This window comes from Streptomyces sp. NPDC028635 (assembly GCF_040637635.1).
Lineage (GTDB): Bacteria > Actinomycetota > Actinomycetes > Streptomycetales > Streptomycetaceae > Streptomyces.
Genome location: NZ_JBEZWX010000006.1, coordinates 1 through 23,476, shown reverse-complemented (window position 1 = coordinate 23,476; position 23,476 = coordinate 1). Strand labels below are relative to the sequence as shown.

General features: G+C 72.4%; 23 protein-coding genes and 1 pseudogene. 14 read left to right on the top strand and 10 right to left on the bottom strand.

The features are described 5' to 3' along the window. Positions 1 to 236 precede the first annotated feature (236 nt). A pseudogene (locus AB0E88_RS08655) lies at positions 237 to 486 on the top strand (DUF2630 family protein). Positions 487 to 501: 15 nt separating this feature from the next. Here the strand turns inward: AB0E88_RS08655 and AB0E88_RS08650 are convergent. The 4 genes from AB0E88_RS08650 to AB0E88_RS08635 all read right to left on the bottom strand — a co-directional run bounded on the left by AB0E88_RS08650 (position 502) and on the right by AB0E88_RS08635 (position 3,495). Then, positions 502 to 1,191, bottom strand: coding sequence for an HAD-IA family hydrolase (locus tag AB0E88_RS08650; RefSeq protein ID WP_361626034.1), 690 nt, complete (start codon positions 1,189 to 1,191; stop codon positions 502 to 504). A gap of 33 nt (positions 1,192 to 1,224) precedes the next feature. Next, on the bottom strand, positions 1,225 to 1,896 hold the full coding sequence (locus tag AB0E88_RS08645) for a phosphatase PAP2 family protein (protein ID WP_361626031.1): 672 nt from the start codon (positions 1,894 to 1,896) through the stop codon (positions 1,225 to 1,227). Between the two features lie 49 nt (positions 1,897 to 1,945). Then, positions 1,946 to 2,881: a M56 family metallopeptidase gene (locus tag AB0E88_RS08640; RefSeq protein ID WP_361626028.1), complete on the bottom strand. Its 936-nt coding sequence runs from the start codon at positions 2,879 to 2,881 to the stop codon at positions 1,946 to 1,948. A 71-nt stretch (positions 2,882 to 2,952) separates the two neighbouring features. Then, complete coding sequence (locus AB0E88_RS08635; RefSeq protein WP_361626025.1) at positions 2,953 to 3,495, bottom strand: DUF5134 domain-containing protein; 543 nt, start codon at positions 3,493 to 3,495, stop codon at positions 2,953 to 2,955. A gap of 147 nt (positions 3,496 to 3,642) precedes the next feature. On the opposite strand from AB0E88_RS08635, the gene AB0E88_RS08630 reads away from it, so the two are divergent. Next, the gene (locus tag AB0E88_RS08630) at positions 3,643 to 5,256 is read left to right on the top strand and encodes an FUSC family protein (protein WP_361626022.1); all 1,614 of its coding nucleotides are present in this window, start codon (positions 3,643 to 3,645) and stop codon (positions 5,254 to 5,256) included. Further along, positions 5,253 to 5,783 (top strand): MarR family transcriptional regulator, encoded by a 531-nt coding sequence (locus AB0E88_RS08625; protein WP_361626019.1) that lies wholly within the window; start codon positions 5,253 to 5,255, stop codon positions 5,781 to 5,783. Before AB0E88_RS08630 ends, AB0E88_RS08625 begins: the two co-directional genes overlap by 4 nt. 470 nt (positions 5,784 to 6,253) lie before the next feature. Here AB0E88_RS08625 and AB0E88_RS08620 read toward each other — a convergent pair whose 3' ends face one another. After that, on the bottom strand, positions 6,254 to 9,346 hold the full coding sequence (locus AB0E88_RS08620) for an NPCBM/NEW2 domain-containing protein (protein ID WP_361626016.1): 3,093 nt from the start codon (positions 9,344 to 9,346) through the stop codon (positions 6,254 to 6,256). Positions 9,347 to 9,518: 172 nt separating this feature from the next. After that, positions 9,519 to 10,283, bottom strand: coding sequence for a VOC family protein (locus tag AB0E88_RS08615; protein WP_361626013.1), 765 nt, complete (start codon positions 10,281 to 10,283; stop codon positions 9,519 to 9,521). A 137-nt stretch (positions 10,284 to 10,420) separates the two neighbouring features. Here AB0E88_RS08615 and AB0E88_RS08610 point away from each other — a divergent pair, with 137 nt between their 5' ends. After that, positions 10,421 to 10,876: a MarR family transcriptional regulator gene (locus AB0E88_RS08610; RefSeq protein WP_361626010.1), complete on the top strand. Its 456-nt coding sequence runs from the start codon at positions 10,421 to 10,423 to the stop codon at positions 10,874 to 10,876. A gap of 30 nt (positions 10,877 to 10,906) precedes the next feature. Here AB0E88_RS08610 and AB0E88_RS08605 read toward each other — a convergent pair whose 3' ends face one another. Continuing rightward, positions 10,907 to 11,299, bottom strand: a complete 393-nt coding sequence (locus AB0E88_RS08605) for a VOC family protein (RefSeq protein ID WP_361626007.1) — start codon at positions 11,297 to 11,299, stop codon at positions 10,907 to 10,909. Between the two features lie 137 nt (positions 11,300 to 11,436). Between AB0E88_RS08605 and AB0E88_RS08600 the strand changes: the two genes are divergently transcribed. Next, positions 11,437 to 11,976, top strand: a complete 540-nt coding sequence (locus AB0E88_RS08600; protein ID WP_361626004.1) for a GNAT family N-acetyltransferase — start codon at positions 11,437 to 11,439, stop codon at positions 11,974 to 11,976. A 219-nt stretch (positions 11,977 to 12,195) separates the two neighbouring features. Here the strand turns inward: AB0E88_RS08600 and AB0E88_RS08595 are convergent, their stop codons facing one another. After that, positions 12,196 to 12,879 (bottom strand): glycerophosphodiester phosphodiesterase family protein, encoded by a 684-nt coding sequence (locus AB0E88_RS08595; protein ID WP_361626001.1) that lies wholly within the window; start codon positions 12,877 to 12,879, stop codon positions 12,196 to 12,198. Positions 12,880 to 13,076: 197 nt separating this feature from the next. On the opposite strand from AB0E88_RS08595, the gene AB0E88_RS08590 reads away from it, so the two are divergent. The 4 genes from AB0E88_RS08590 (at position 13,077) to AB0E88_RS08575 (ending at position 16,985) form a co-directional block, all read left to right on the top strand. Next, positions 13,077 to 14,474 (top strand): DUF6421 family protein, encoded by a 1,398-nt coding sequence (locus AB0E88_RS08590; protein ID WP_361625998.1) that lies wholly within the window; start codon positions 13,077 to 13,079, stop codon positions 14,472 to 14,474. A 38-nt stretch (positions 14,475 to 14,512) separates the two neighbouring features. Further along, the gene (locus AB0E88_RS08585; protein WP_361626722.1) at positions 14,513 to 15,268 is read left to right on the top strand and encodes an SDR family oxidoreductase; all 756 of its coding nucleotides are present in this window, start codon (positions 14,513 to 14,515) and stop codon (positions 15,266 to 15,268) included. After that, the gene (locus AB0E88_RS08580) at positions 15,265 to 16,335 is read left to right on the top strand and encodes a low specificity L-threonine aldolase (protein ID WP_361625995.1); all 1,071 of its coding nucleotides are present in this window, start codon (positions 15,265 to 15,267) and stop codon (positions 16,333 to 16,335) included. Before AB0E88_RS08585 ends, AB0E88_RS08580 begins: the two co-directional genes overlap by 4 nt. Before the next feature lie 77 nt (positions 16,336 to 16,412). Continuing rightward, on the top strand, positions 16,413 to 16,985 hold the full coding sequence (locus AB0E88_RS08575; protein ID WP_361625992.1) for a transglutaminase domain-containing protein: 573 nt from the start codon (positions 16,413 to 16,415) through the stop codon (positions 16,983 to 16,985). Positions 16,986 to 17,007: 22 nt separating this feature from the next. Here AB0E88_RS08575 and AB0E88_RS08570 read toward each other — a convergent pair whose 3' ends face one another. Further along, a complete protein-coding gene (locus tag AB0E88_RS08570) occupies positions 17,008 to 17,736 on the bottom strand; it encodes a lysophospholipid acyltransferase family protein (RefSeq protein WP_361625989.1) in 729 nt (242 codons plus the stop codon). A gap of 207 nt (positions 17,737 to 17,943) precedes the next feature. Continuing rightward, complete coding sequence (locus AB0E88_RS08565) at positions 17,944 to 18,360, bottom strand: DUF4395 domain-containing protein (protein ID WP_361625986.1); 417 nt, start codon at positions 18,358 to 18,360, stop codon at positions 17,944 to 17,946. A 76-nt stretch (positions 18,361 to 18,436) separates the two neighbouring features. On the opposite strand from AB0E88_RS08565, the gene AB0E88_RS08560 reads away from it, so the two are divergent. The 5 genes from AB0E88_RS08560 (at position 18,437) to AB0E88_RS08540 (ending at position 23,086) form a co-directional block, all read left to right on the top strand. Then, complete coding sequence (locus AB0E88_RS08560; protein WP_361626719.1) at positions 18,437 to 18,850, top strand: thioredoxin family protein; 414 nt, start codon at positions 18,437 to 18,439, stop codon at positions 18,848 to 18,850. 207 nt (positions 18,851 to 19,057) lie between these two features. Then, positions 19,058 to 19,567 (top strand): flavin reductase family protein, encoded by a 510-nt coding sequence (locus AB0E88_RS08555; RefSeq protein WP_361625983.1) that lies wholly within the window; start codon positions 19,058 to 19,060, stop codon positions 19,565 to 19,567. Between the two features lie 220 nt (positions 19,568 to 19,787). Beyond that, entirely contained in the window at positions 19,788 to 20,576 is a 789-nt protein-coding gene (locus AB0E88_RS08550) for an electron transfer flavoprotein subunit beta/FixA family protein (RefSeq protein ID WP_361625980.1), read from the top strand. An 81-nt stretch (positions 20,577 to 20,657) separates the two neighbouring features. Then, positions 20,658 to 21,620, top strand: coding sequence for an electron transfer flavoprotein subunit alpha/FixB family protein (locus AB0E88_RS08545; RefSeq protein WP_361625977.1), 963 nt, complete (start codon positions 20,658 to 20,660; stop codon positions 21,618 to 21,620). A 170-nt stretch (positions 21,621 to 21,790) separates the two neighbouring features. After that, positions 21,791 to 23,086, top strand: coding sequence for an aldolase/citrate lyase family protein (locus AB0E88_RS08540; protein WP_361625974.1), 1,296 nt, complete (start codon positions 21,791 to 21,793; stop codon positions 23,084 to 23,086). The last annotated feature ends 390 nt before the right edge of the window (positions 23,087 to 23,476 follow it).

Below are 23,476 nucleotides of genomic sequence, written 5' to 3'. Positions count from 1 at the left end.
CCAACTATACTCAGCGCGTGTCGACCAGCCCGTGCGCGGGCCCGGTCGGCGTTGCCGTCCGCTCTGGACGACGCGGGGGATCGTCCAGAGCGGACCCCTTCCGCCCGCATGGTCGCCTGAGGCAATCGGGCGGAGGACTGCCGGCCGACGGCGACGAGCCGGCCGCCATCGGTCGCAGGCGCGCTCCGGGCTCCCTAGAGTGATGCGGAGAGAGCCGGCCGAGGAGGCGTGGGCCCATGGAACAGGACCAGGAGATCCTGGCCAGGATCACGGAGATGGTCGAGCGCGAGCACCGGCTGCGCGCGGACCTGGCGTCGGGGCGGATCGACGGCGTCACCGAGCGGCAGCACCTCACCGAACGGGAGCACGAGCTCGACCGGTGCTGGGACCTGCTGCGCCGGCGGCGCGCGAAAGCGGAGTTCGGGGAGAACCCGGGACGAGGCCGAGGCCCGTTCGTCCTCGCAGGTCGAGGGCTACCGGGAGTGACTCCGGGCCCGGGAGTCAGCCCACCAGGGCCGGTACCGGGCGCAGCGCGTCGGGTCGCTCGTGGGCCGGCAGATGGTCCACGAAGTGCACCCGGCAGCCCAGAGCCGCCGCGCCGCCGTCGGCGTGCCGGCTGTCGCCGACCATGAGCGTCCGCGCCGGTTCGGCGTCCAACGCGGCGCAGGCGAGGGCGAACAGCCGCGGGTCCGGCTTGCGGATGCCGTGCTCGTAAGACAGCACATAGGCGTCGACGAACGCGTCCAGGCCATGGGCGCGGAAGACGGGGCGCAGATCCCAGCCGATGTTGCTCACCACGCCGATCCGCACCCCGCGCTCCCGCAGGGCGCGCAGCACATCTGCCGCGTCCGGGTACGGCGTCCAGGCCGCCGGCGTGCGATGCCGCTCGTACAGGGCGTCGTACAGCCCCGGATCGGGCAGCGGCACCTGGCGGGCCAGGCCGGTGTAGGCGGCCCGGTGTCCGGCGCCGCTCTCGTCGCGGCTCTCCCACAGCTCGGCGAGACGGCCGGGCACCTGCTGCGGTTCCGGGCCGCCGGGCAGCGCGCCCGCCGCCTCCAACGCGCCGACCGTGCGGGCCAGTTCGTCCTCGGGGAGCGTGATCCCCGCGTCCGCGAGAACGGCGCGCAACCACGTGTCGACGGACTCGATCCGGAAGAGCGTGCCGGAGAAGTCGAAGAGAACGGCGGTCATGGTGATGATCCTAGTGACCGCCCTCCGGCCGGTTCACGGCCGCCACCGCAGATGCGCCGCCACCGCGGCCGCGACCAGCGCGGCGCCCAGCAGCCAGCCGCCGAGCACGTCCGAGGGCCAGTGCACGCCGAGCCACACCCGGGTCACACCGACCCCGATCACGCTGACGAGCGCGGCGCCCAGAGCCGTGCGGCGCAGGGCAGGCCCCGCCCCGTAGGCGTGCACCAGCCACACCAGCAGGCCGCACACCACCGTGGCGGTCAGGGCGTGGCCGGACGGAAAGGCCGCGTAATGGGCGGAGTCGACCGGGTCGGGCCACACGGGGCGGGGCCGGTCGACCGCGGCCTTCAGCGCCTGCTGCACCACCGTCGCGAGCGCCGTCACCGTCACCAGCCACACCGCCGTCCACCACGCGGCACGCCGCCACAGCAGCCATACGGCGACGGCCGCGCACAGGACACGCATCGTCGTGGGATCCCACACCCAGTCGGTCAGGACGCGGAAGGCGTGCGTGACGCCGGGGTCGCCGACCGCCCAACGGTGGGTGGTCCGCGCGATGTCACCGTCGGTGCCGGTGAGCGGCCGCCATCTGATCGCGACCAGCGCCGTCAGCAGCCCCGAGCACAGGGCGAGCACGAGGGCCCAGCGCAGCGCGGAGCGAGGGGCGGGGGAGCGGGAGGGTGCGTCGGCGGACGGAGGGTGCATGGGGCGATCCTCGCCGACGCGCGGTGCCCGAGGCCAACTCCGGTCCCAGTCAGCCCAGCGCCCGCAGCCCCGGACCGAACGCCACCAGCACCGGGATCACCGGCACGAGCGCGGCGGCGGCCGTCAGCCGCAGCCTGCGGGCCGCGGTGAGCCGGGCCGGCGCGGTGAGCAGCCGGTTCACCCGCTGCGGCACCTGTCCGTGCCCGCCGGGACAGGGCCCGAACACGCCGCGGTCCTCGTTGAGTTCGACGAGCGCGAGCGCGGTGGTGAGCCGGCCGAAGCGGCGCGAGGCCGTGTCGTCGGCGGCCAGTTCGACCAGCCGGTGCATCTCGTCGCGGAACGCGGCGAACACCGGCACCTGCGGAAAACCGCCGGCCAGCGCGGAGGAGCAGTGCAGCAGCCAGTCGTGCCGGGCGCGCGCGTGCCCCTGTTCGTGCGCGAGCACGGCGTCCAGCCGGCGACCCTCGAGCCGGCGCAGCGCGGCCGTGGTGACCACCAGCCGGGCCGGTGTGCCGGGCAGCCACCAGGCGTCCGGGCGCTCTCCCTCGAGGATGACCAGCCGCCCGCGACGCGTGCCCTCACCGGGCAGCCGAGGCGCGCGGGCGAGGAGTTCGGTCCGGCGCAGCCTGCGCCGCGCCCGCGCCCGGGCCACCTCGCGGACCAGCATCGCCGCGGTCCACACCCCGCCCAGCGCCAGCGTCACGGCGGTCGTCGCGGCCCAGGGAGCGCCCACCCCCAGCTCGTACGCCTCCACCACGGCACGCGGCGCCGACGCGAACACATGGCCGCGCACCGCCTGCCAGGCCGCGGCCGCGCTGAGCGTCATCGACAGGGCGCAGCACAGCAGGACGGCCGCCACCACGCACTGCCACACCCACAGGGCGACGACCGGTTCACGGTCCGGCCAGTCGGCCCGGGCGAGCAACCGCGGCGCGACCACCGCGGTCAGGGCGCCGAGCAGCATCAACGTCGCGGGCACCAACATGGGCGGCAGCCTATGAGGCGGGGGCTACCGGGCGGTACGGGCAGCGCGGGCAAAGTGACACACCCCACGCGTCACAGCGCCAGCAGCATCGCCACCATGGCGATGCCCATCGTCAGCCGGCACGCCCGCGCCAGCTCCGGCCGGTCGCCCCAGCCCGCCGCGGGCGGCGCACCGGCCACCGCCGCGACCGGCACCAACCGCGCCCCGGACAGCAGCACATACCCCGCGAAGTAGAGCAGCAGGGTCCCCGTCACGAGCGGGACACCACCGCCCGTGTGATGGTGGGCCGGCGCGCCCGCCATCACCACGGCCATGTAGACCATGGCCCCGGCCCCCACCAGATGGTGCAGGTGATGGGCGCTGCGACGGGCCGCCCACAGCGCGTGTACGGCGGCCAGTCCGAACACCACCGCGTATCCCGGCCAGGCCCACCCGGGCGGCGAGTACACCGCCGCCGGCACCGCCATCGCGGCCATCCCGAAACCCATCAGCGCCTCACTGCCGGCGGCCCGGCGCTGCTCGCGTGTCCCGCTGCGCATGCGCAGCAGGCAGTAGGCGCCGGTCGCCGCGCACAGCGCGACCAGGAGCCAGCCGGACGAAGCCGGTCCGTGCACGCGCGCCTCCCCCCTCGACGTCGGTCCAGGGAGAGCGATGCCCGGGCCACCCGGAGCGCACGCAAGCGCAGAGGTGTACACGGGGCGCGCAAGCGGGAGCGCGCCCGGAAATATTTCACAGGTAAAACACCTGTTAAACTATCTCCCATGCGCATCCGTCCCCTCCCTCTCGCCGGAGCCCTGAGGCTCGGCCGCCCCTCTCCGATCTGGTTCAAGCCCGCGCTGAGCGCCGTCGTCTCGGTGGCGCCGCCGAACCTGATCCTGCTGGCGCTCGGCCGGCTCGACCTGGCGATGTACACGATGGCCGGATCCCTGTGCGCCCTGTACGCCCACAACCGCCCCTACGCCGCCCGGGCCCGGACGCTGGCCTGGGTGGTCCTCGGCATGACCGGCGGCCTCGCCGCCGCACTGACCGCCGCGTCGCTGGCCACCGGCGCGGCCGTCCTGGTCACCGTGGGCGCACTGCTGGCCGCCGTACAGAAGGCGGTGTGCGACGCCACCCGCGTCGGCCCGCCCGGCAACGTCGTCCTCACCTTCATCAGCTCCGCGGCCCTCTTCGTCCCCCAGACCCTCGCCCAGATCCCGGGACACCTCGGGCTGGCCCTCGCGGCGGGCGCCTGGGCGTGGCTGGTCGGCATGGCGCCCGGCCTCGTGCGCCCGCACGGCCCGGAACGGCGCGCCACCGCGCAGGCCCTCAACGCCGCCGCGGCCCACGCCACCACCGGCGACGCCCACACCCGCGGCGCGGCGGCCGCCGCCGTCCAGGCCGCCTGGCAGACCCTGCTCACCGCGGGGCTGCGCTCCGACCGCACCCGGCGAGGCCTGGAGCGCCTCCTCGTCCGCGCCGAGGTCGCCCTGGCCGCGCCCGCCGACAGCGACCCCGGCCGTCTGCGCGCCTGGGCCCGCGACCTGCGCGGCAACGGCCCCGTTCCCCGCGTGGACGACCTGCCCGGCGAGGCGGAGGAACTCCTGGGCGTGGAAGCGGAGCGGACCGCCCCCACCCCCCACCGCCACCTGACCCCCGTCGCCGTGCGCACCTTCGTCGGCTGCGCACTGGCCGGGTACGCCTCCCTCGCGCTCGGCGTCGGCCGCCCCTACTGGGCCCTGGTCACCGCGGCGAGCCTCTACCAGGCCAACCTGACGCTGACCTGGAGCCGGGCCGTGCAGCGCGTGGTCGGCAACGTCATCGGCGTCCTCGTCTTCGCCGCGGTCGTCCCGCTGGCCCACCTCCACCAGGCGGCGCTCGTCCTGCTGTGCCTCGCCTTCAACTTCGGCGCGGAGGCGCTGATCGGCCGCAACTACTGGCTCGGCACGATCTGTGTGACCCCGATGGCACTGCTGATCACCGAGTTCGCCCGCTTCCAGGACTCCGCCGAACTGATCACCGAGCGCACCGTCGACACGCTGGTCGGCGCCCTCGTCGGGTTCGTGGCCGCCGTGGCCGTCACCAACCGACGCTCCGGCGACCGCCTGGAACACGCCCTGACCACCGCGGAGCAGGCCCGCGAACGGGCCGCCCGCCTCGTCAGCGAACCGCACACCTCGCCCGCCGCCCTCGAAGCGGCCCGCCGCGCCCTCGCCGGCGCGCTGGTCGACCTGCGCGCCACCGCCGAGGCCGCGTCCGGCGAGTGGTGGCAGCGTGCCCTGCCGCACGACCGGGTGGTGCTCACCGAACAGGCGGGACACCGTACGCTCGCGGCGACGGTACGAGCCCAGGGCCTGACCCCGGGACGCACGCGAGCGGAGGACGTACGGCCATGACGGCGACCAAGCAAAGAGACGACAGGGGTGACACCGTCGCCGCCGTCGTCCGGCAGTGGCGGGCGGTCCACCCGGACCTCGACACCGGCCCCATGGAGATCATCGGCCGGGTCAACCGCTGCGCCGCACTCCTCCAGCAGGCGGAGGACGCGCCGCTGCGCCGGGCCGGGCTGAGCCGCGCCGAGTTCGACCTGCTCGGCGCGCTGCGCCGCACCGGGCACGAGCTGACGCCCGGCGACGTGGCCCGCGAGACCTTCTCCTCGGGCGCGGCCGTCACGAAGCGACTGAAGCAACTCACCGAGCGCGGCCTGGTCGAACGCCGAACCGACACCCGCGACCGCCGCGTCGCCCACGTCCGCCTCACGGCCGCCGGCCGCGACCTGGTCGACGCGATCCTGCCGGAACAACTGGCCTACGAGACGGCGGTCCTCTCCGCCCTGGACGACACCGACCAGAACGACCTGGCATCCCTCCTGGCCAACCTGCTCTCCCGCCTGGAGGGCCACCTGGAGTCCCTCCGCACGTGACCCGGCCGGTGCGGGCGCGTCGTGGCTGATCGCGCAGTTCCCCGCGCCCCTTGGGTGTCGGACGGTCGCCGTCGGCCTGCTCGGACCGTTCGAACGACGACCCGCAGCCGCCGACGGCGGGAAGGGGACGGGGCGGGGGGTGTCCGCCCGCAGCGGCCGGCACCGGCACACGGTACGGCCGTCGGGAACGGGCGGCCGGACCGAGGACGGACACCCCCCGCCCCGGCCCCGACTCACCCACCGGCCGTAGGCGACGCACGCCACGACGCGACCGCAACGGGCCGCCGCAGGCACAAACAGGGGCGCGGGGAACGGCGCGCCCAGCCACGACGAGCCCCGCAGCGGGCCAGCAACCGCCGCCACGACGAGCCCCGCAGCCGGCCAGCAACCGCCGCCACGACGAACCCCGCAGCCGGACAACAACCGCCCCCACCCCCACCCTCACCCCCGCTCACCCGGAGCGAAACGCCTCACGCGCAGTGAAACGCGGCCCCCGCCCAATCCCCGTGATCCCCGGACTTCGACCCGTCCGTATCCGTCACCACGAGGTGCACATGCCGAGCCCCGCTCACCGGCACCTTCACCTCCACCGGATCCGATTTCCCGGACACGGTCGGCGACGACCACAGCGTCTTCCCGTCCGCGACCACGGAGAACGACACCCCGCCGTACCCGTTGATCTCGTCGTCCACGCCCACGGTGGCCGTGAACGCGGAGCACGCCCCGCCCAGCCAGAACTCGACGTCGGAGTTGGCGTGCGCCCCGATGCCCTTGGCGTACGTGGTTCCGTTCAACGTGAGCGTACGGCCGTCACCGGCCCCCGACTCCCCGTTGCTCCGGTCCCGTTCGGCCGGCCCCCAGCCGTTGGAGGAACTCAGCCAGGGCAGATCGCTGGCCCAGGCATCCCCGGCCGGCGGCTTCGGCATGGTTCGCACCGCGGCCCGCTGCACGGCGACCTTCTGCTCCCCGGCGGCCCGGTACCGCGCGGTGGCGCCGACCACCGCCTCGCCCACCGCGGCGTCTCCCGGCGGCGTCACCGTGAACTCCGCGCGCACCCGCTGACCGGCGTCCACGCTTCCCAGAGCGCGCGCGGGCGACACGGTCCACCCCTGCGGCGCGGTCAGGGACACCGCCGTGTTCTCGGCGCCCGCCCGCCCGGCGGTGAAGTCCACCGTCACCTTCCCGGGCACACCCGCGCTCATCTCCGCGTCGGCCGCGACGTCCAGCGTGCCCACGGCACCGGGCACCCGCCCGCCCACCGCGCTCGCCGCGTCGAGATCCACCCGGAACGCCCGCGCCGTACTGATCGCCCGGGTCTTCACCTGCACGACCCCGGCGCGGTCCCCGGCGTCGTACCACCATCCCTCCGCAGCCGCCTCGAACGCGGCCTTGGACGTCTGCCGGGGCAGCGCCCGCCCGTCCAGCCGCACCTGCGCGGGCGCGGAACCGGTGTGCACGGTGAACCGGTACGGCCGCGCGCTCTGCTTGCCCGCGAACGAACCCGCGCTCGCGCCGACGTCGATGCGCACCGCACCGGCCCCGCTGCCGGGCGCGCTCACGACGACCTTCTGTTCGGCGTACCGCCCAACCCGGTGCTGCCGGGTCACCCCGTCGTCCTCGTACAGGGTGAACGAGGACCGCCCCTGCGGATACACGTCCCACGCCAGCGGCGAAGAGGCGGTCCGCTCCCGGTACGACCGGATCCCGGGCCACATCGGCACCGCGGCGCCCGCCTTCACGAACAACGGCAGGGTGTCGAGGGGCGCCTGATAGCCGTTCACCGTCGTCGGCCCCTGGTACACCCGCCCCGACCAGTAGTCGACCCAGGTGCCCTTCGGCAGGTAGATCCCGTCGCGCACGCTCTCGTCCCGGTACACGGGTGCGACGAGGAAGTCCTCCCCGCTCAGGAACTCGTACTTCGCGGCGTCCGACGCGGCCACCGGATCGTCGGGGTACTCCAGGGCCAGCGGACGCACCGCTCCGACCCCGGTCCGGTTCGCCTGCGCCGCGTACGTGTACATGTACGGCAGCAGCGACTCCTTCAGCTTCAGGTACGTGCGGTTGATGCTCGTGTACGGCTCCCCGTACCGGAAGGGCTGCTTGTCCGAGGCCGCCCACCCGTCCATCGTCATCACGGCCGGCAGGAACGCCTTCCACTGCAGATCGCGCGCGTACGTCTTGGCGCTGCCGCCGAAGATCCCGTCCACGTCACCCGTGGTGTACGCGAGGCCCGACATCGTCGCGCCCGCGTACGTCGGGATCTGCCAGCGGATGTAGTCCCAGCTGCCGGACTGGTCCCCGCTCCACTGCACCCCGCACCGCTGCGCACCGGACCAGCTCTCCGGCGCCCAGGTGAACCCGCGGGCGTCGCTGTTGTCCTCGATCCCGCGGTAGGCGGCCTTGCAGCCGTCGAGCGCGAACTTGTAACCGTCGCCGACCCAGGCCACGTCCAGTTTGGCGACCCGCTGCCCGGCCTTGACCTGGTCCGCCAGCTTGTCCAGCCCGTCCTCGGTCCACAGCCCCATCTGCATGTCGCGGTCGCCCAGGCCCTTCGCCGTCTCGGCGAGGTTCTCGTACCCGCAGCCGTAGCCGTCGTTGACCAGCATCCAGCCCAGCGGCATGTCGTTCTTGACGTAGTCGTCGGCGACCTTGAGCGCGTCGAGGGTGTGCCGTTCGCCGCGGTTGGCGTTGTGCAGGTAGCAGTCGGAGTCGCCGATCTCCAGGCCGTAGACCGGCGGGAGCATGGGACGCCCGGTGAGCTCGGTGTACTTGCCGATGACGTCCTTGGCGCTCGACCCGGCGACGTAGTACGCGTCGAACCGTTTCTCCTGCTCGGTGGTGGTCACCGGATCGGTGAAGGCGTAGGTCCCCGGCGCGTAGGTGTTGCGGTAGACGCCGTAGCCCGCCGACGACAGGTAGAACGGCACCGAGTTGGGGTGGCCGCCCTCGTTCCAGTTGTAGTCGACGCCGACCTTCACGGTCTTGCCGCGATGCGAGGTGTTGCCGCTGCCGTTCTGCTCACCGGCGCCGTAGAACTGCTCGTCGGCGCCCCGCGCCAGCGTCTGCGTGGTGGAGGTGCCGTCCCAGCTGATGCCGCGGCTCTCCTCCCACAGCCGGGTGCCGTCGGCGCGGTACAGGGCGAACCGCAGCGGTGCCTTGTACGCCCGCAACGTGACCTGGCCGGTGGAGAGTTCGTAACGGTCCCCGCGGTCGGCCCACCGGGTGGCCGGCGGGGCCCCCTGCGGCAGCACGATGTCGGACCCCACCGGATCGGTGAACGTGCCGTCGGGCGCCGCCTCGATGCGGAAGGTGTCACCGGACACGAAGCTCACCCGTGCCTTGGCGGCCCCCGCGGTGAACGTGTACACGGCCCCTGACGCCGAGAAGCCGGTGACGTCCCCGAGGACGCCGGACGCCGCGGCCTCCGCGGCCGGGACGGAGGCCGCCGCGGGCGGGGCGGGCGTGCCGGCGACGGCGAGCGCCGCGCACAGAGCCGCAGCGGCCAGACCGGCCGCGCCGCGCCTGCGGCGCCGCGTGCGGGATCTGCTGGATGGAGCGGTCATATCGGTCCCTTCACATCCTGCGCGACCCGGCATCGGAAGGAGCGATGACGGAACCTGCTTGATAACGGGCCGCATCGAGCAGAATCAATCAAGCGCTGAAGGTATAGCGCACCGCACGCCCCCTTGAACAGAGGGCGTGCGGTGGTGAGGAGACCGTGGGGTCCGGGCGGTGTCAGCCCTCCTGGCCGGCCAGGTGCACGCCGAACACGGCCCCCTGGGGGTCGCGCAGCACCGCGATGCGGGGGCCGTCGGGCACGGAGGTGGGTTCCATCAGGACGGTGCCGCCCGCCCCGGCCGCGTCGGCCGCCGTGATGTCGACGTCGGTCACCGCGAAGTAGGGCAGCCAGTGCGGCGGCACCTCGGGCGGGAACTTGTCGTCCATCACCGTCATGCCGCCGAAGTCGTCCCCGGCGATGCCCCACTGGGTGTAGCGCTCCGAGGCGTTGACCGTCCAGCCGAACACCCTCGTGTAGAAGGCCTCGGCCTGCTTCGGCTCCCGGGTCATCAGCTCCACCCAGCCGAGCGAGCCCGGCGCGTTGAACAGCCCGGCGCCGGGGAAGGAACGCGCCTGCCACAGCTGGAAGAGCGCACCCGTGGGATCGGTGGCCACCGTGAAACGGCCGACGTCGAGCACGTCCATCGGGCCCAGCAGCACCATGCCGCCGGCCGCACGCACCTGCTGCGCCGCCGCGTCGGCGTCCGCGACCGCGAACGACACGTTCCAGGCCACCGGCTGCGACTCCTGGTACAGCGGCGACAGCGCGGCCACGGCCGCGTCACCGAGGTGCGCGACCGTGTACCCGCCGGCCTCGGAGCGCGGATCCGTCTCGGGCCGCCAGTTGAAAACGGCCGCGTAGAAGCGCTTCGCCGCCTCCACGTCGGGGGTTCCGAGCTCCGTCCAGCAGGGCCCGCCGGTCACTGGTCGGTCGAGCTTCATGGCGTTCCTTCCGGCGCGGGCCCCTCGTCAGCACGCTAATCCGGCCCGGTCGCGGCGGCCACCGCTGGCTTGATCTCAAGCGCGCTTGAGGTTCTACGGTGACCGCTGACCTGGTGATCACAGAAGGAGGAGGCGCCGTGGCGCTGAAGCAGTACGCGGCCGCAGAACTCGCAGCGCAGCCGATCGGGGCGTGGACCGGCGAGGCGTACCGCAGGGTCGTCGGCGCCCTGCGCGCTCAGCTGGCCGTCGAGAACCTGACCCAGCCGCACTGGTGGACGCTCAACCACGTCGCCGCCGAGCCCGGGAAGTGGACCCGTGCGGCCCTGACCGCGCGGCTGGCCCGCTACGAAGACCTCGGCATCGGCTTCGACGACGTCTACGACGACCTCGTGGACCGGGGCTGGCTCACCGAGGACGGCGGCATGCGGCTGACCGAGGCGGGGGAGGCGGGACGGCTGCGGGCGCGGGAGCGCAACCTCAGCGTGCACCAGCGGATGCACGAGGGCGTCGCCGAGGCCGACTTCGTCACCGCGATCGACGTCCTGCGGCGCGTCGTCGACAACCTCGGCGGCGACGGCAACCTGCCGGACTGAACCGCCACCCGACGGCCCCCGCGCGGGGGGTCAGATCCCGGGCCGGTACCGCAGCGGATGGTCCGCCGGGACCTCGACCAGGACGATCGGGACGCCGTCCGGGTCCTCGATCCACATCTCCACCAGCCCCCACGGCTCGCGCACCGGCGGCCGCACGACCGGCACGCCCCTGCCCCGCAGCTCCTCGTGCGCCGCCGCCGCGTCGGGGACCTGGAGCCAGAGGCGGACGGCGGGGGAGGGCGGGGTGTCGGAGCGGCCGGAGAGTTCCAGGAACCCGCCGCCGAGGAAGTAGACGGTGCCGCGCTCCGGGCCCGTGCCGAACTCGCGGTAGACGGCGAGGCCCAGCTGTTCGCCGTAGAAGGCGCGGGAGCGTTCGGGGTCGGTGGGACGCAGGAGCGTCCGGCTGCTGAGAACGTGCACCATACATCCGGAGCCTAGTGGCAGGGTTACCCTCGACCCGGCCGACCCGCCCGTCGGCCGGCTGTCCGGGCCGCCCCCGGGACAGCCGGACCCGTCCGGGACGGCCCCGACACAGCCCGAGACAGAGGGAGAAGCGCCCCATGGAGTCCCCCGCCACCGCCCTGACGTTCCGCGAGGCCACCGACGCCGACGTCGACGCACTGGTCGCGCTGATCGAGTCGGCCTACCGCGGAGACGCCAGCCGGGCCGGCTGGACCACGGAGGCGGACATCCTCGAAGGGCAGCGCACCGACCCCGAGGGTGTGCTGGAGGTCATCAAGTCGCCCGACAGCCGGCTGCTCACCGTCGAACAGGGCGGCGTGATCGTCGCCTGCTGCCAGCTCGAACACCGCGGCGACCACGCCTACTTCGGCATGTTCGCGGTGCGGCCCACCCTCCAGGGCGGGGGTGTCGGCAAGGCCGTCATCGCCGAGGCGGAGCGCCAGGCCCGCGCGGTCTGGGGCGTGACGGAGATGCACATGACCGTGATCTCGGTACGCGACGACCTGATCGCCTGGTACGAGCGCCGCGGCTACCGCCGCACCGGCCGGATGACCCCCTTCCCGTACGGCGACGAGCGCTTCGGTCTCCCTCAGCGCGACGATCTCCAGTTCGAACTCCTGGTGAAGCCCCTCGCCTGAGCCCACCGGCCCGCAGCACCCCGTCGCCGCGGCCTCGGCGGCCGAGCCACCCCGGGACCGCCCCGGGGCAGCCCCGGAACCCACCGCCCGGAGCCCCTTGGGCCCCGGCACGGGCCAGGACGGCCGGCACCCGGGCAAGGGCGGCCGGCCCCCTGGGGCCGTGGGCGCCCGGCGCCCGGCAGTGATCCGCCGGCCCGGGGGCTCGATCGCTCGGCGGCGCTACGCCGTGAAGCGGCCGGCGCGCTTGATCTCGGGCTGGTCGGTGGTCACGCCGTCCAGTTCCAGTGCGCGGGCCAGCCGCAGATGCTGCGGCGTGTTCACCACCCAGCTGAACACCCTGAGGCCGGCCTCGCGGGCCCGCTCGACGACCTCCAGGGTGAGCCGCTGGATGTCGAGGCAGACCGTCGCGGCGCCGGCCGCGACCGCGCGGTCGACGACCTCCGGGCCGTAGTGCTCGGCGACGAGCGCGGTCCGCACGCCCGGGACCAGTCGGGCCACCTCCCGGACCGCGTCGTCGTGGAAGGAGATCACCTCGACCCGTTCCACGAGATCCCGCGCCCGCAGCACCTCGGCCAGCACCCGCGCGGCGCGCACGTCCTTGATCTCGGCCTGCAGTGGCGCCCGCACCGCGTCCACGACCTCCTCGAAGACCGGCACCCGCTCGCCGAGACCGGCGTCGAGGGCGCGCAGCTCCTCCAGCGTCTTGTCGGCGATCGGCCCGCTGCCGTCGGTCGTCCGGTCCACCCGCTCGTCGTGCATGACCACGAGCGCGCCGTCCTTGCTCAGGTGCAGGTCGAGCTCGATGGCGTCGAGACCGGCACGCTCCGCGGCCGTGAAGGAGCGCAGCGTGTTCTCCGGCTCGACGCCCATCACACCGCGGTGTCCAATGGTGATGAAGTTCAAGGCCCGCTCACTTCCGTCGGCGACGGAGCCATCCGTACCCCGCTCAAGGGGAAGAAACCCCTCCTCCGCCACCGGACGGGAAATACTTCGGTGACCATGGGGGTCGCGCAGGATAATTTCCCGAGCTGCCCCTTGCTGGGAGAAACCATGTATGTATACGGTCTCCTTACGCGAGGTCTTCCAGTGGAGGATGGGACATGACGGAAATTCTTGTGCAGGCGGGTGCGGAGGAGAAGGTTCCTCCGGCGAGCAGGGTGGTGGAGCACCCGGCCTGGCCCCGGCTCAAGGATGCCGTGGAGCGCATCCGGCCCTGGCAGTCCAAGGACGGCTCCATAGACCTCACCGCCGAGGGCGCCCCGCAGCGCACCGAGGCCGAGGGCGCGGTCCACGAGGTGATCGACGCCGTGCGCGAGCTGTCCCCGCTGCTGCCGCACGACACCGCCTACCACGAGGCGCTGGTCAAGGACCTCCAGCGCTGGGCCGAGGGCGGCTTCGAGGTGCCGGACTTCCTGGACGCGCTGCTGGCCTTCCAGCCCGCGGCCGACCGCCGGGACGGCCTGCAGCACCTGGTCGTCTTCCCGATGTACACGCAGAACGGCAACCCCGACCGCAACCTCGAGGCGGTCGTGCTGCGCATGGTGTGGCCGGACTGGCTGGCCGAGCTGGAGCGCACGCGCTACGACAACCCGCTGTTCTGCGGCATCGCCTTCGAGGACTTCACCTCGGGCTACGACACCAACTCCGCGGTGCTCTTCCCGGAGACCATCGCCGTGCGCGAGGCGCCGGAACGATTCTCCTGGGGTGGCATCTTCTGTGACCGCGAGGCCGCCCGCTTCCGCCGGGTGACCGAGGCCGCCGTCGAGCTGCTCGGCATGGAGCTGCCCGAGGACATCGCCGCGATGGTCCACGACCAGAAGCGCTGCGAGGACGCCTTCGTCCTGTGGGACATGGTCCACGACCGCACCCACAGCCACGGCGACCTGCCGTTCGACCCGTTCATGATCAAGCAGCGCCAGCCGTTCTGGATGTACGGCCTGGAGGAGCTGCGCTGCGACCTCACCGCCTTCAAGGAGGCCGTGAAGCTCCAGGCGGACGGCGTCCCGCAGGCCCGTGACGTGCAGTACGCCGTGCTCTTCGACCGGATGTTCCGCTTCCCGGTCACCGGCGACCGCAACCGCAACTACGACGGCCTCGGCGGCCAGCTGCTCTTCGCCTACCTGCACAAGCACGACGTCGTGCGCTGGACGGACAACAAGCTCTCCATCGACTGGGAGCGTGCCCCGCAGGTCACCAACCAGCTGTGCGCCGACATCGAGAAGCTGTACCGCGACGGCATCGACCGCCCGAAGCTGGTGCACTGGTTCGCCGGCTACGAGCTGGTCTCCACCTACCTCGCCCCGCACCCCGGCTCCACGTGGGCCAAGGGCCCCGACGCCCTGGACCTGACCCAGCCGCCGCGCAAGCTGGTCGATGACGTGCTTCCGGACGAGTTTCCGCTGAGCATGTTCTATGAGGCGCTGTCCAAGAAACTCAAGAACGTGATTGCCTCGACCAAGGGCATCACGGCGGACGGCGCCGAGCGGATCGCCGCGTGAGCGACCGCGTCCAGAACACGCTTACGGAGGCGAAGAAGATGGGGAACGGGGCTCTCAGCGGTGCGGTGATCGCGGTCGCCGGCGCGGGCGGACCGGCGGGCCGGGCGGCGCTGCTGCGCCTCGCCGAGGCCGGTGCGACGGTCGTCGGCGCCGACAACGACCCGGAGCGGCTGTCCGAGGCCGTGGACGCGGCCCGCTACGCCCAGGGCGGCGCGACCGTCACCGGCGAGACCGTCGACCTGCTGAACCTGGAGGCGACCCGGGACTGGGCCACGCGCACCGAGAAGGAGTTCGGACGCGTCGACGGTGTGGTCCACCTGGTCGGCGGCTGGCGCGGCAGCGAGACCTTCATCAAGACCAGCCTGGACGACTGGGACTTCCTGGAGCTGCTGCTCATCCGTACGGTCCAGCACACCTCCCTCGCCTTCTCGGAGGCGCTGCAGCGCAGCGACCGAGGCCGTTACGTCCTGATCAGCGCCTCCGGTGCCACCAAGCCCACCGCCGGCAACGCGGCCTACGCCGCCGCGAAGGCCGCCTCCGAGGCGTGGACGCTGGCCATGGCGGACTACTTCCGCAAGGCCGGCATCGCCGAGGGCGCCGACGGGCCGACCTCGGCCGCTGTCATCCTGGTGGTGAAGGCGTTGGTGCACGACGCGATGCGCGCCGACCGCCCCAACGCGAAGTTCGCGGGCTTCACGGACGTCAAGGACCTCGCCGAGGCGATCGTAGGCGTCTGGGACAAGCCCGCCGCGGAAGTGAACGGAAACCGTCTGTGGCTGACCGAGAAGCCGTGAACCCACCCAAGACCGACGCGCGTCGTCATCACGACCCCGAGGTCCGCGGTTTCGCCAGTGACAACTACGCCGGCGCCCACCCCGAGGTGCTCGCCGCCCTGGCGCTGGCCAACGGCGGGCACCAGGTGGCCTACGGCGAGGACGACTACACCGAGAACCTCCAGCGGATCGTGCGCAGCCACTTCGGTGCCACGGCCGAGGCGTTCCCGGTGTTCAACGGCACCGGCGCCAACGTCGTGGCACTCCAGGCGGTCACCGACCGCTGGGGCGCGGTGATCTGCGCGGACAGCGCGCACATCAACGTCGACGAGGGCGGCGCGCCGGAGCGGATGGGCGGCCTGAAGCTGCTCACCGTCCCCACCCCGGACGGCAAGCTGACGCCCGAGCTGATCGACCGGCAGGCGTGGGGCTTCGAGGACGAGCACCGTGCGATGCCGCAGGTCGTCTCGATCACCCAGTCCACCGAGCTGGGCACCCTCTACACGCCCGACGAGATCCGCGCGATCTGCGAGCACGCCCACGCCCACGGCATGCGGGTGCACCTGGACGGCTCCCGGATATCGAACGCGGCCGCGTCGCTGGACGTGCCCCTGCGCACGTTCACCAACGCGGTCGGCGTGGACATCCTCTCCTTGGGCGGGACGAAGAACGGCGCGCTGTTCGGCGAGGCGGTCGTCGTCCTGAACCAGGACGCGGTGCGGCAGATGAAGCACCTGCGGAAGATGTCGATGCAGCTGGCCTCCAAGATGCGCTTCGTCTCGGTGCAGCTGGAGGCGCTGTTCGCCAAGGACCTCTGGCTGCGCAACGCCCGGCACGCCAACGAGATGGCCCAGCGTCTGGCCGAGGGTGTGCGGTCCCTGCACGGCGTGGAGATCCTCTACCCCGTCCAGGCCAACGGCGTCTTCGCCCGGCTGCCGCACGACGTCAGCGAGCGGTTGCAGAAGCGCTTCCGCTTCTACTTCTGGGACGAGGCCGACGGCGTGGTGCGCTGGATGTGCTCCTACGACACCACCGAGGACGACGTGGACGCGTTCCTGGCCGCGCTGAAGGAAGAGATGGCGCGCTGACACCCCGCGTTGCATAGATATGCGGTCATCCGAAAAGTCATTGACGCTCGGGTGATCGCATTTCTATGCTCTCGGGCATGGAGCTGATCCAGAACACCCCGGACCTTTCCGCCTACTTGGCGGCCGACGAGGTCATCGACCATCACCATCCGGTGGTGCGGCAGACGGCCGCGAGACTGGCCGACGGCGCCGCCGACTCGTATGAGTATGCGCGTGCGGCCTTCGAGTTCGTGCGGGACGAGATCCCGCACTCCCTGGACAGTGGTGACCCGCGCCAGACCTGGCGCGCCTCCGACGTGATCGAGCGGCGCACCGGCATCTGCTGCGCCAAGGCCCACGCCCTGGCCGCACTGCTGCGCGCCGAGGACATCCCTACGGCGCTGTGCTACCAGAAGTTCGAGGCGGTGCACGGCCTGGTCGCGGTCCGCTTCAACGGCGCCTGGCACCGCCAGGACCCGCGCGGCGGCAAGCCCGGCCAGAATGCGGCGTTCCGCCTGGACGGGGAGCAACTGGCCTTCGTACCCGACCCGCGGGCGGGGGAGGAGGACTACCCGGAGCTGTACGCCGCCCCGCACCCGGCGATCCTCGCGTCGCTGCGCTCCGCACCGGACGTCCCGTCGCTGTGGCCGGTCTATCCGACCGCGCTGTGAGCGAGAGCCGGCGGACGGGCGGTCAGTGCGCCTCGGCGGCCCGGACCTGCTCCGGCGTCGGCGCCGTACCGCCCAGGTGGGCCGGCATCCACCAGGTGTCGCTCGCGTCCTTCGGGCGGACCGGGTAGGCGCGCTGGGCGGCCTCCAGCAGCTCCTGGACACGCTCGCGCAGGCGGCGGGTGATCGCGCCGGCGTACTGGTCGCGCGGTGCCTCGACGGCCTCGCCCACGCGGATCGTGATCGGGGTGTGGCTGCGCTTGAAGTTGCGGGGGTGGCCCTTGGTCCACAGCCGCTGCGTGCCCCACACCGCCATCGGGATCAGCGGGACACCGGCCTCCTGCGCGAGGCGGGCGGCGCCCGACTTGAAGCTCTTCAGTGTGAACGACGGCGAGATGGTGGCCTCGGGGAACACCCCGATCACCTCGCCGGAGCGCAGTGCGTCCAGCGCGTGCGCGTACGCGGCCTCGCCCTGCTTGCGGTCCACCGGGATGTGCTTCATCCCGCGCATCAGCGGCCCGGAGATCCGGTGCCGGAACACCGACTCCTTCGCCATGAAGCGCACCAGCCGCTTCTGCGGGAGCGCCGCGAGACCGTTGAAGATGAAGTCGAGGTAGCTGATGTGGTTGCTCACCAGCACAGCGCCGCCCGTCCGCGGAATGTTCTCCGACCCCCGGCAGTCGATCTTGAGGTCCCATGCCTTGAACATGGTTTTGGCGAGACCGATGACGGGGCGGTAGACGAGTTCTGCCATGGGCGGGACGGACCCTTCCTTCTTCATCCGCTGTAGGGAATGCCAAGAAAGAAGGTTCCCGGCGGAAGTCAAGTTACGCAGCCGTAGGTTCACGGCTTGTCGCAGATCGTGCCCCAAACAACGGGCGGGGAGCCAGTCCTGGTGCCCGTCCGCCGCGAGATTCTCGTCACGTCCGCCCCATGATCGACCTGCGCCTTTATGTTTCCTTTACTCCGCGCGGACCGTCGTACGCCGCACCAGCAGGTACATCTCGCACCCCAGGCAGTACGCGAACACCGCGTTCAGGAACGCCGCCGCCAGGGCGGCGGCGGTCGCCGCCATGCCCAGCCACTGCGGGCCCAGCGTGTAGCCGGCCAGGCCGATACCGGCGAACACCAGCCCCACCGCCTGCGCGAACCGCGGCGGCTCGGGCGCCTCGAACGCCCGCGGCGGCCCCAGCCGCGGCCGCACCGCCGTCCGGAACACCCAGCCGTACGGCGAACGCTGCACCCCGCCCGCCGCGCCCAGCGCGAACGCCAGCGTCTGCCAGGCCAGCAGCCAGGGGTTGCCGGTGATCAGCACGACGGCCAGCACCGCGGTCGTCACGGCCGCCCCGAACCGCGGCCCCCTCACGTCGATGTCCATGGAGGCAAGCATTCCGCAGCGGATGGAGTTCCGGGAGCGGGGAATCTTTGCAGTCTGATGAATGCTGGTGCAGATGATGACCGGACTGGTGGTGTGCGTCGTGGTGCTCGCGCTGGCGAGCGCCTACGGCCTGGTGCAGCGACGGCGGAGCGGGAGAGTGCGGGTGCGGGTGCGCGATCAGGACAAGCGGCTCACGGCGGCCGACCTCGGCGGCGAACTGGGCGAGCGGGCCACCCTGGTGCAGTTCTCCAGCGCCTTCTGCGCCCCCTGCCGGGCCACCCGGAGGGTGCTGGGCGAGGTCGCCGGCCTGGTCCCGGGCGTCACGCACCTGGAGATCGACGCCGAGGCCCGTCTGGAACTGGTGCGCGCGCTCGACATCCTGAAGACCCCGACGGTGCTGGTCCTCGACGCCGACGGCCGTGTCGTGCGCCGGGCCACCGGTCAGCCCCGGAAGGCCGACGTCATCGCGGCCCTGGGCGAGGCGGTGTGACGCCCCCTTTCGTCACGGTGAGCTGTCTCCCACTCCACGGGACGTACTTGACTGCGCTCGCCACCTGTCGTCAGCCTGACCTCATGCCTTCGGAACTCCTTCTCCATGGACGGGTGCACGTCGACCTCGTCCGCACCGCGAGCGCGCGCTGTCCGGGGCGGTAGCAGCCCCGCGCCCCCTCGCCCCTCACTCCTGAAGGACAACGGCATGACGGCCTCGCCCGACCTGCGCATCCCCCAGCTCGCCTCGCCCGACCTCCTGCGCTCCGTCTTCCGGCGGCACGCGGCCGGGGTCGCCGTGATCACCGCGTACGGCGCGTCGGGGCCGGTCGGTTTCACCGCCACCTCCCTCACCTCCGTCTCCGCCGAGCCCCCGATGCTGTCCTTCGGGATCGGCACCGGCGCCTCCAGCTGGCCGGCCGTCGCCGAGGCCGAACACGTCGGCGTGCACATCCTCGGCGAGCACCAGCGGGAGCTGGCCGCCACCTTCGCCCGCAGCGGGGCCGACCGCTTCGGCGCACCCACGGCCTGGCGCGAGGGACCGGAGGGGGTTCCCGTGCTGGACGACGTCCTGGCCTGGGTGGTGTGCCGGGTGGTCGCCCGGGTCCCGGCCGGTGACCACCGCATCGTCCTCGCCGAGGTCGTCGTCGGCGACCCCGCCGGGCCCGGCCGCCCGCTCCTCTATCACCAGGGCGGCTTCACTGCTCTGCGCGATTAGTCACGCTCCGGCGCCCCTGCGAAGCGGTCGAGTTCCGGTTACGCTGCGTTGCAAAGGTCACAGTTCAAAGCGCTTGCTTAGCGGGCAGGAACTGGGTGTACTGACGAGTAATATTTCGGTCGGAGCGGGGACCGCCCCGTACCGGAATCGGCCGCTTGGGGCGCCTATGCTGCCTCTCAAGTAGGCAGCCGAGAAATGACGAGGCAGTAGGAGAGCCGGCGTGAGCTTGAGGATCGTTGTCACTGTGAAGTACGTGCCCGACGCCACTGGCGACCGGCACTTCGCCGATGACCTGACCGTCGACCGGGACGACGTGGACGGTCTGCTCTCCGAGCTGGACGAGTACGCCGTCGAGCAGGCGCTGCAGATCGCCGAGAACTCCGACGACGACGTCGAGGTCACCGTCCTGACCATCGGTCCCGAGGACGCCAAGGACGCCCTGCGCAAGGCGCTGTCCATGGGCGCCGACAAGGCCGTCCACGTCGAGGACGACGACCTGCACGGCACGGACGCCATCGGCACCTCCCTGGTGCTGGCCAAGGCGATCGAGAAGGCCGGTTACGACCTGGTGATCTCCGGCATGGCCTCCACCGACGGCACCATGGGCGTCGTCCCGGCGCTTGTCGCCGAGCGGCTGGGCGTCCCGCAGGTCACGCTGCTGTCCGAGGTCTCGGTCGAGGACGGCACGGTCAAGGGCCGCCGCGACGGCGACGCCGCCTCGGAGACGCTCGAGGCCTCCCTGCCGGCCGTCGTGTCGGTCACCGACCAGTCCGGCGAGGCCCGTTACCCGTCCTTCAAGGGCATCATGGCGGCCAAGAAGAAGCCGGTGGAGTCCTGGGACCTGTCCGACCTCGACATCGAGGCCGAAGAGGTCGGCCTGGAGGGCGCGTTCACCAAGGTCGAGGCCGCGAACGAGCGTCCCGCGCGCACCGCGGGCCAGATCGTCAAGGACGAGGGCGAGGGCGGCAAGCAGCTCGCTGAGTACCTCGCGAGCCAGAAGTTCATCTAAGGGACCCGTTCGTCCCTGGAGCAGGGACCGCCTCCCTGACCGCCCCTCAGACTTCGCAATCCCCGCAGGAGATGCATTCCCATGGCTGAAGTTCTCGTCTACGTCGACCACGTGGACGGTGCCGTCCGCAAGCCCACTCTGGAGCTGCTGACGCTGGCCCGCCGCATCGGCGAGCCGGTCGCCGTCGCGCTGGGCAACGGCGCCGGTGACACCGCCGCCACGCTCGCCGAGCACGGCGCGGTGAAGGTCCTCACCTCCGACGCCTCCGAGTACGCCGACTACCTGGTCGTGCCGAAGGTGGAGGCCCTGCAGGCCGCCGTCGAGGCCGTCTCCCCGGCCGCCGTCCTCGTGCCGTCCTCCGCCGAGGGCAAGGAGATCGCCGCGCGTCTGGCGCTGCGCATCGGCTCCGGCATCATCACCGACGCCGTCGACCTCGAGGCCGGCGACGAGGGCCCGGTGGCCACCCAGTCGGTGTTCGCCGCGTCCTTCACCACCAAGTCCCGTGTCATCAAGGGCACCCCGGTCATCACGGTCAAGCCGAACTCGGCCGCCGTGGAGGCCGCCCCGGCCGCGGGCAGCGTCGAGGCGCTGAACGTGTCCTTCTCCGACAAGGCCACCGGCACCAAGGTCACCGGCCGCACGCCGCGCGAGTCGACGGGCCGTCCCGAGCTGACCGAGGCCGCGATCGTGGTCTCCGGTGGCCGCGGTGTGAACGGCGCGGAGAACTTCTCCCTCATCGAGGGTCTCGCCGACCAGCTCGGTGCGGCCGTCGGCGCCTCGCGTGCCGCCGTGGACGCGGGCTGGTACCCGCACACCAACCAGGTCGGCCAGACCGGCAAGTCGGTCTCGCCGCAGCTGTACGTCGCCTGCGGCATCTCCGGCGCCATCCAGCACCGCGCCGGCATGCAGACCTCGAAGACCATCGTGGCCATCAACAAGGACCCCGAGGCCCCGATCTTCGAGCTGGTCGACTACGGCATCGTCGGCGACCTGTTCGACGTCGTCCCGCAGCTGACCGACGAGGTCAAGACCCGCAAGGGCTGATCCCCGCCCGGCTCGTCGAGGCCCCCGTGACCTGCGCGGTCACGGGGGCCTCGCCGTGTCGCGGCGACGGGTTCATGCTGTGGACAGGGTGTTGACCAGGAGGAAGATCCACGGATAACTTCACTCTACGGATTATTGATTCCATAGAGCGGAAAACAGGAGGGTGCGGGATGGGTCAGGGCCAGCAGGAGAAGGTGGCGACGAGCCTCGCGGGCGCCGTCAGCGAGGAGATCAGCGCCTCCCTCGCGCCGGTCGACGCCGAACTGGAGCGCCGCTACCCGGGCGACCCCGGCACCCGCCAGCCCGTACACACCGTCTACGTCCCCGGTGACGTCTTCGCCGCCGACACCATCCGCTCCTGGGGCGACCAGGCCCTCGCCGCGCTCGACGAGCACGCCCCGGACGCCGCCTCCTTCGCCCGCGTCCTCGGCCTCGCCGACGACCTCGCCGAGCCCGTCTACACGCGGGTGCGCGCCAAGCTGGAGCGCGAGCCCATCGAAGACCTGCGCGTCGACTTCGAGGACGGCTACCACGGCGAGGACGAGGACGAGGACGCAGCCCGCGCCGCCCGGCTCATCGCCTCGGCGTACGCCGAGGGCACGGCCGCGCCCTACATGGGCATTCGCATGAAGTGCATGGAGGCCGCGGTCCGCGACCGGGGCATCCGGACCCTGGACGTCTTCCTCAGCGGGCTGCTGGAGCACGGCGGGCTGCCGGACGGGCTCACCCTCACCCTGCCCAAGGTGACCTACCCCGAGCAGGTCACCGCGATGGTCCGGCTGCTGGAGGCGTTCGAGAAGGCCCGCGGTCTGGAGCCCGGCCGCATCGGCTTCGAGATCCAGATCGAGACCAGCCAGTCCATTCTGGCGACGGACGGCACCGCCACCGTCGCCCGTATGATCCAGGCCGCCGAGGGCCGCGCCACCGGACTGCACTACGGCACCTTCGACTACAGCGCCTGCCTCGGCGTCTCCGCCGCCTACCAGGCCAGCGACCACCCGGCCGCCGACCACGCCAAGGCGATCATGCAGGTCGCGGCGGCGGGGACCGGGGTGCGGGTGTCCGACGGCTCCACCAACGTGCTGCCGGTCGGGTCCACCGAGAAAGTCCACGCCGCGTGGCGGCTGCACTACGGGCTGACCCGGCGGGCGCTGTCCCGGGCGTACTACCAGGGCTGGGACATGCACCCCGGGCACATCCCGACCCGCTACGCGGCCGTGTTCGCCTTCTACCGCGAGGGCTTCGAACAGGCCGCCGCCCGTCTCGCCCGCTACGCCGGTCATGTCGACGGTGACGTGATGGACGAGCCGGCCACCGCGAAGGCGCTCAGCGGGTATCTGCTGCGGGGGCTGGACTGCGGTGCGCTCGACGTCGCGGAGGTGGCCGCGGCCACGGGGCTCACGCGGGGTGACCTGGAGGGGTTCGCGGCGCCTCGGCGAGGGGATCTGACCGCGTCGGCGCAGTAGCCCTCCGGGCGGTTGTGGATTGTCGGTCGTCGGTCGTCGGTCGTCGGTTGTCTGCGGGTGCGTGGGGCTTCGCGCGGCTTCCCGTGCTCCTGCGGTGCCTTGTCGTTCGTCTGCGGGTGCGTGGGGGCTGGTCGCGCCGTTCCCCGCGCCCCTTGGCGCCTGCGGCGCCTGGTCGTTGTTCGTCTGCGGGTGCGTGGGGGCTCGTCGCGCCGTTCCCCGCGCCCCTTAAATGCCTGCGGCGGCCCGTTTCCGTCCGGTGGCCGGTTGCGGTCTCGCCTGCGGCCGGTGGTCAGGGCGGGGCCGGGGCGGGGGGTGTCCGTCCTCGGTCCGGCCGGCCGTCACTCGATACGGCGCCCACCGCCGGTGCCGGACGCTGCGGGCGGACACCCC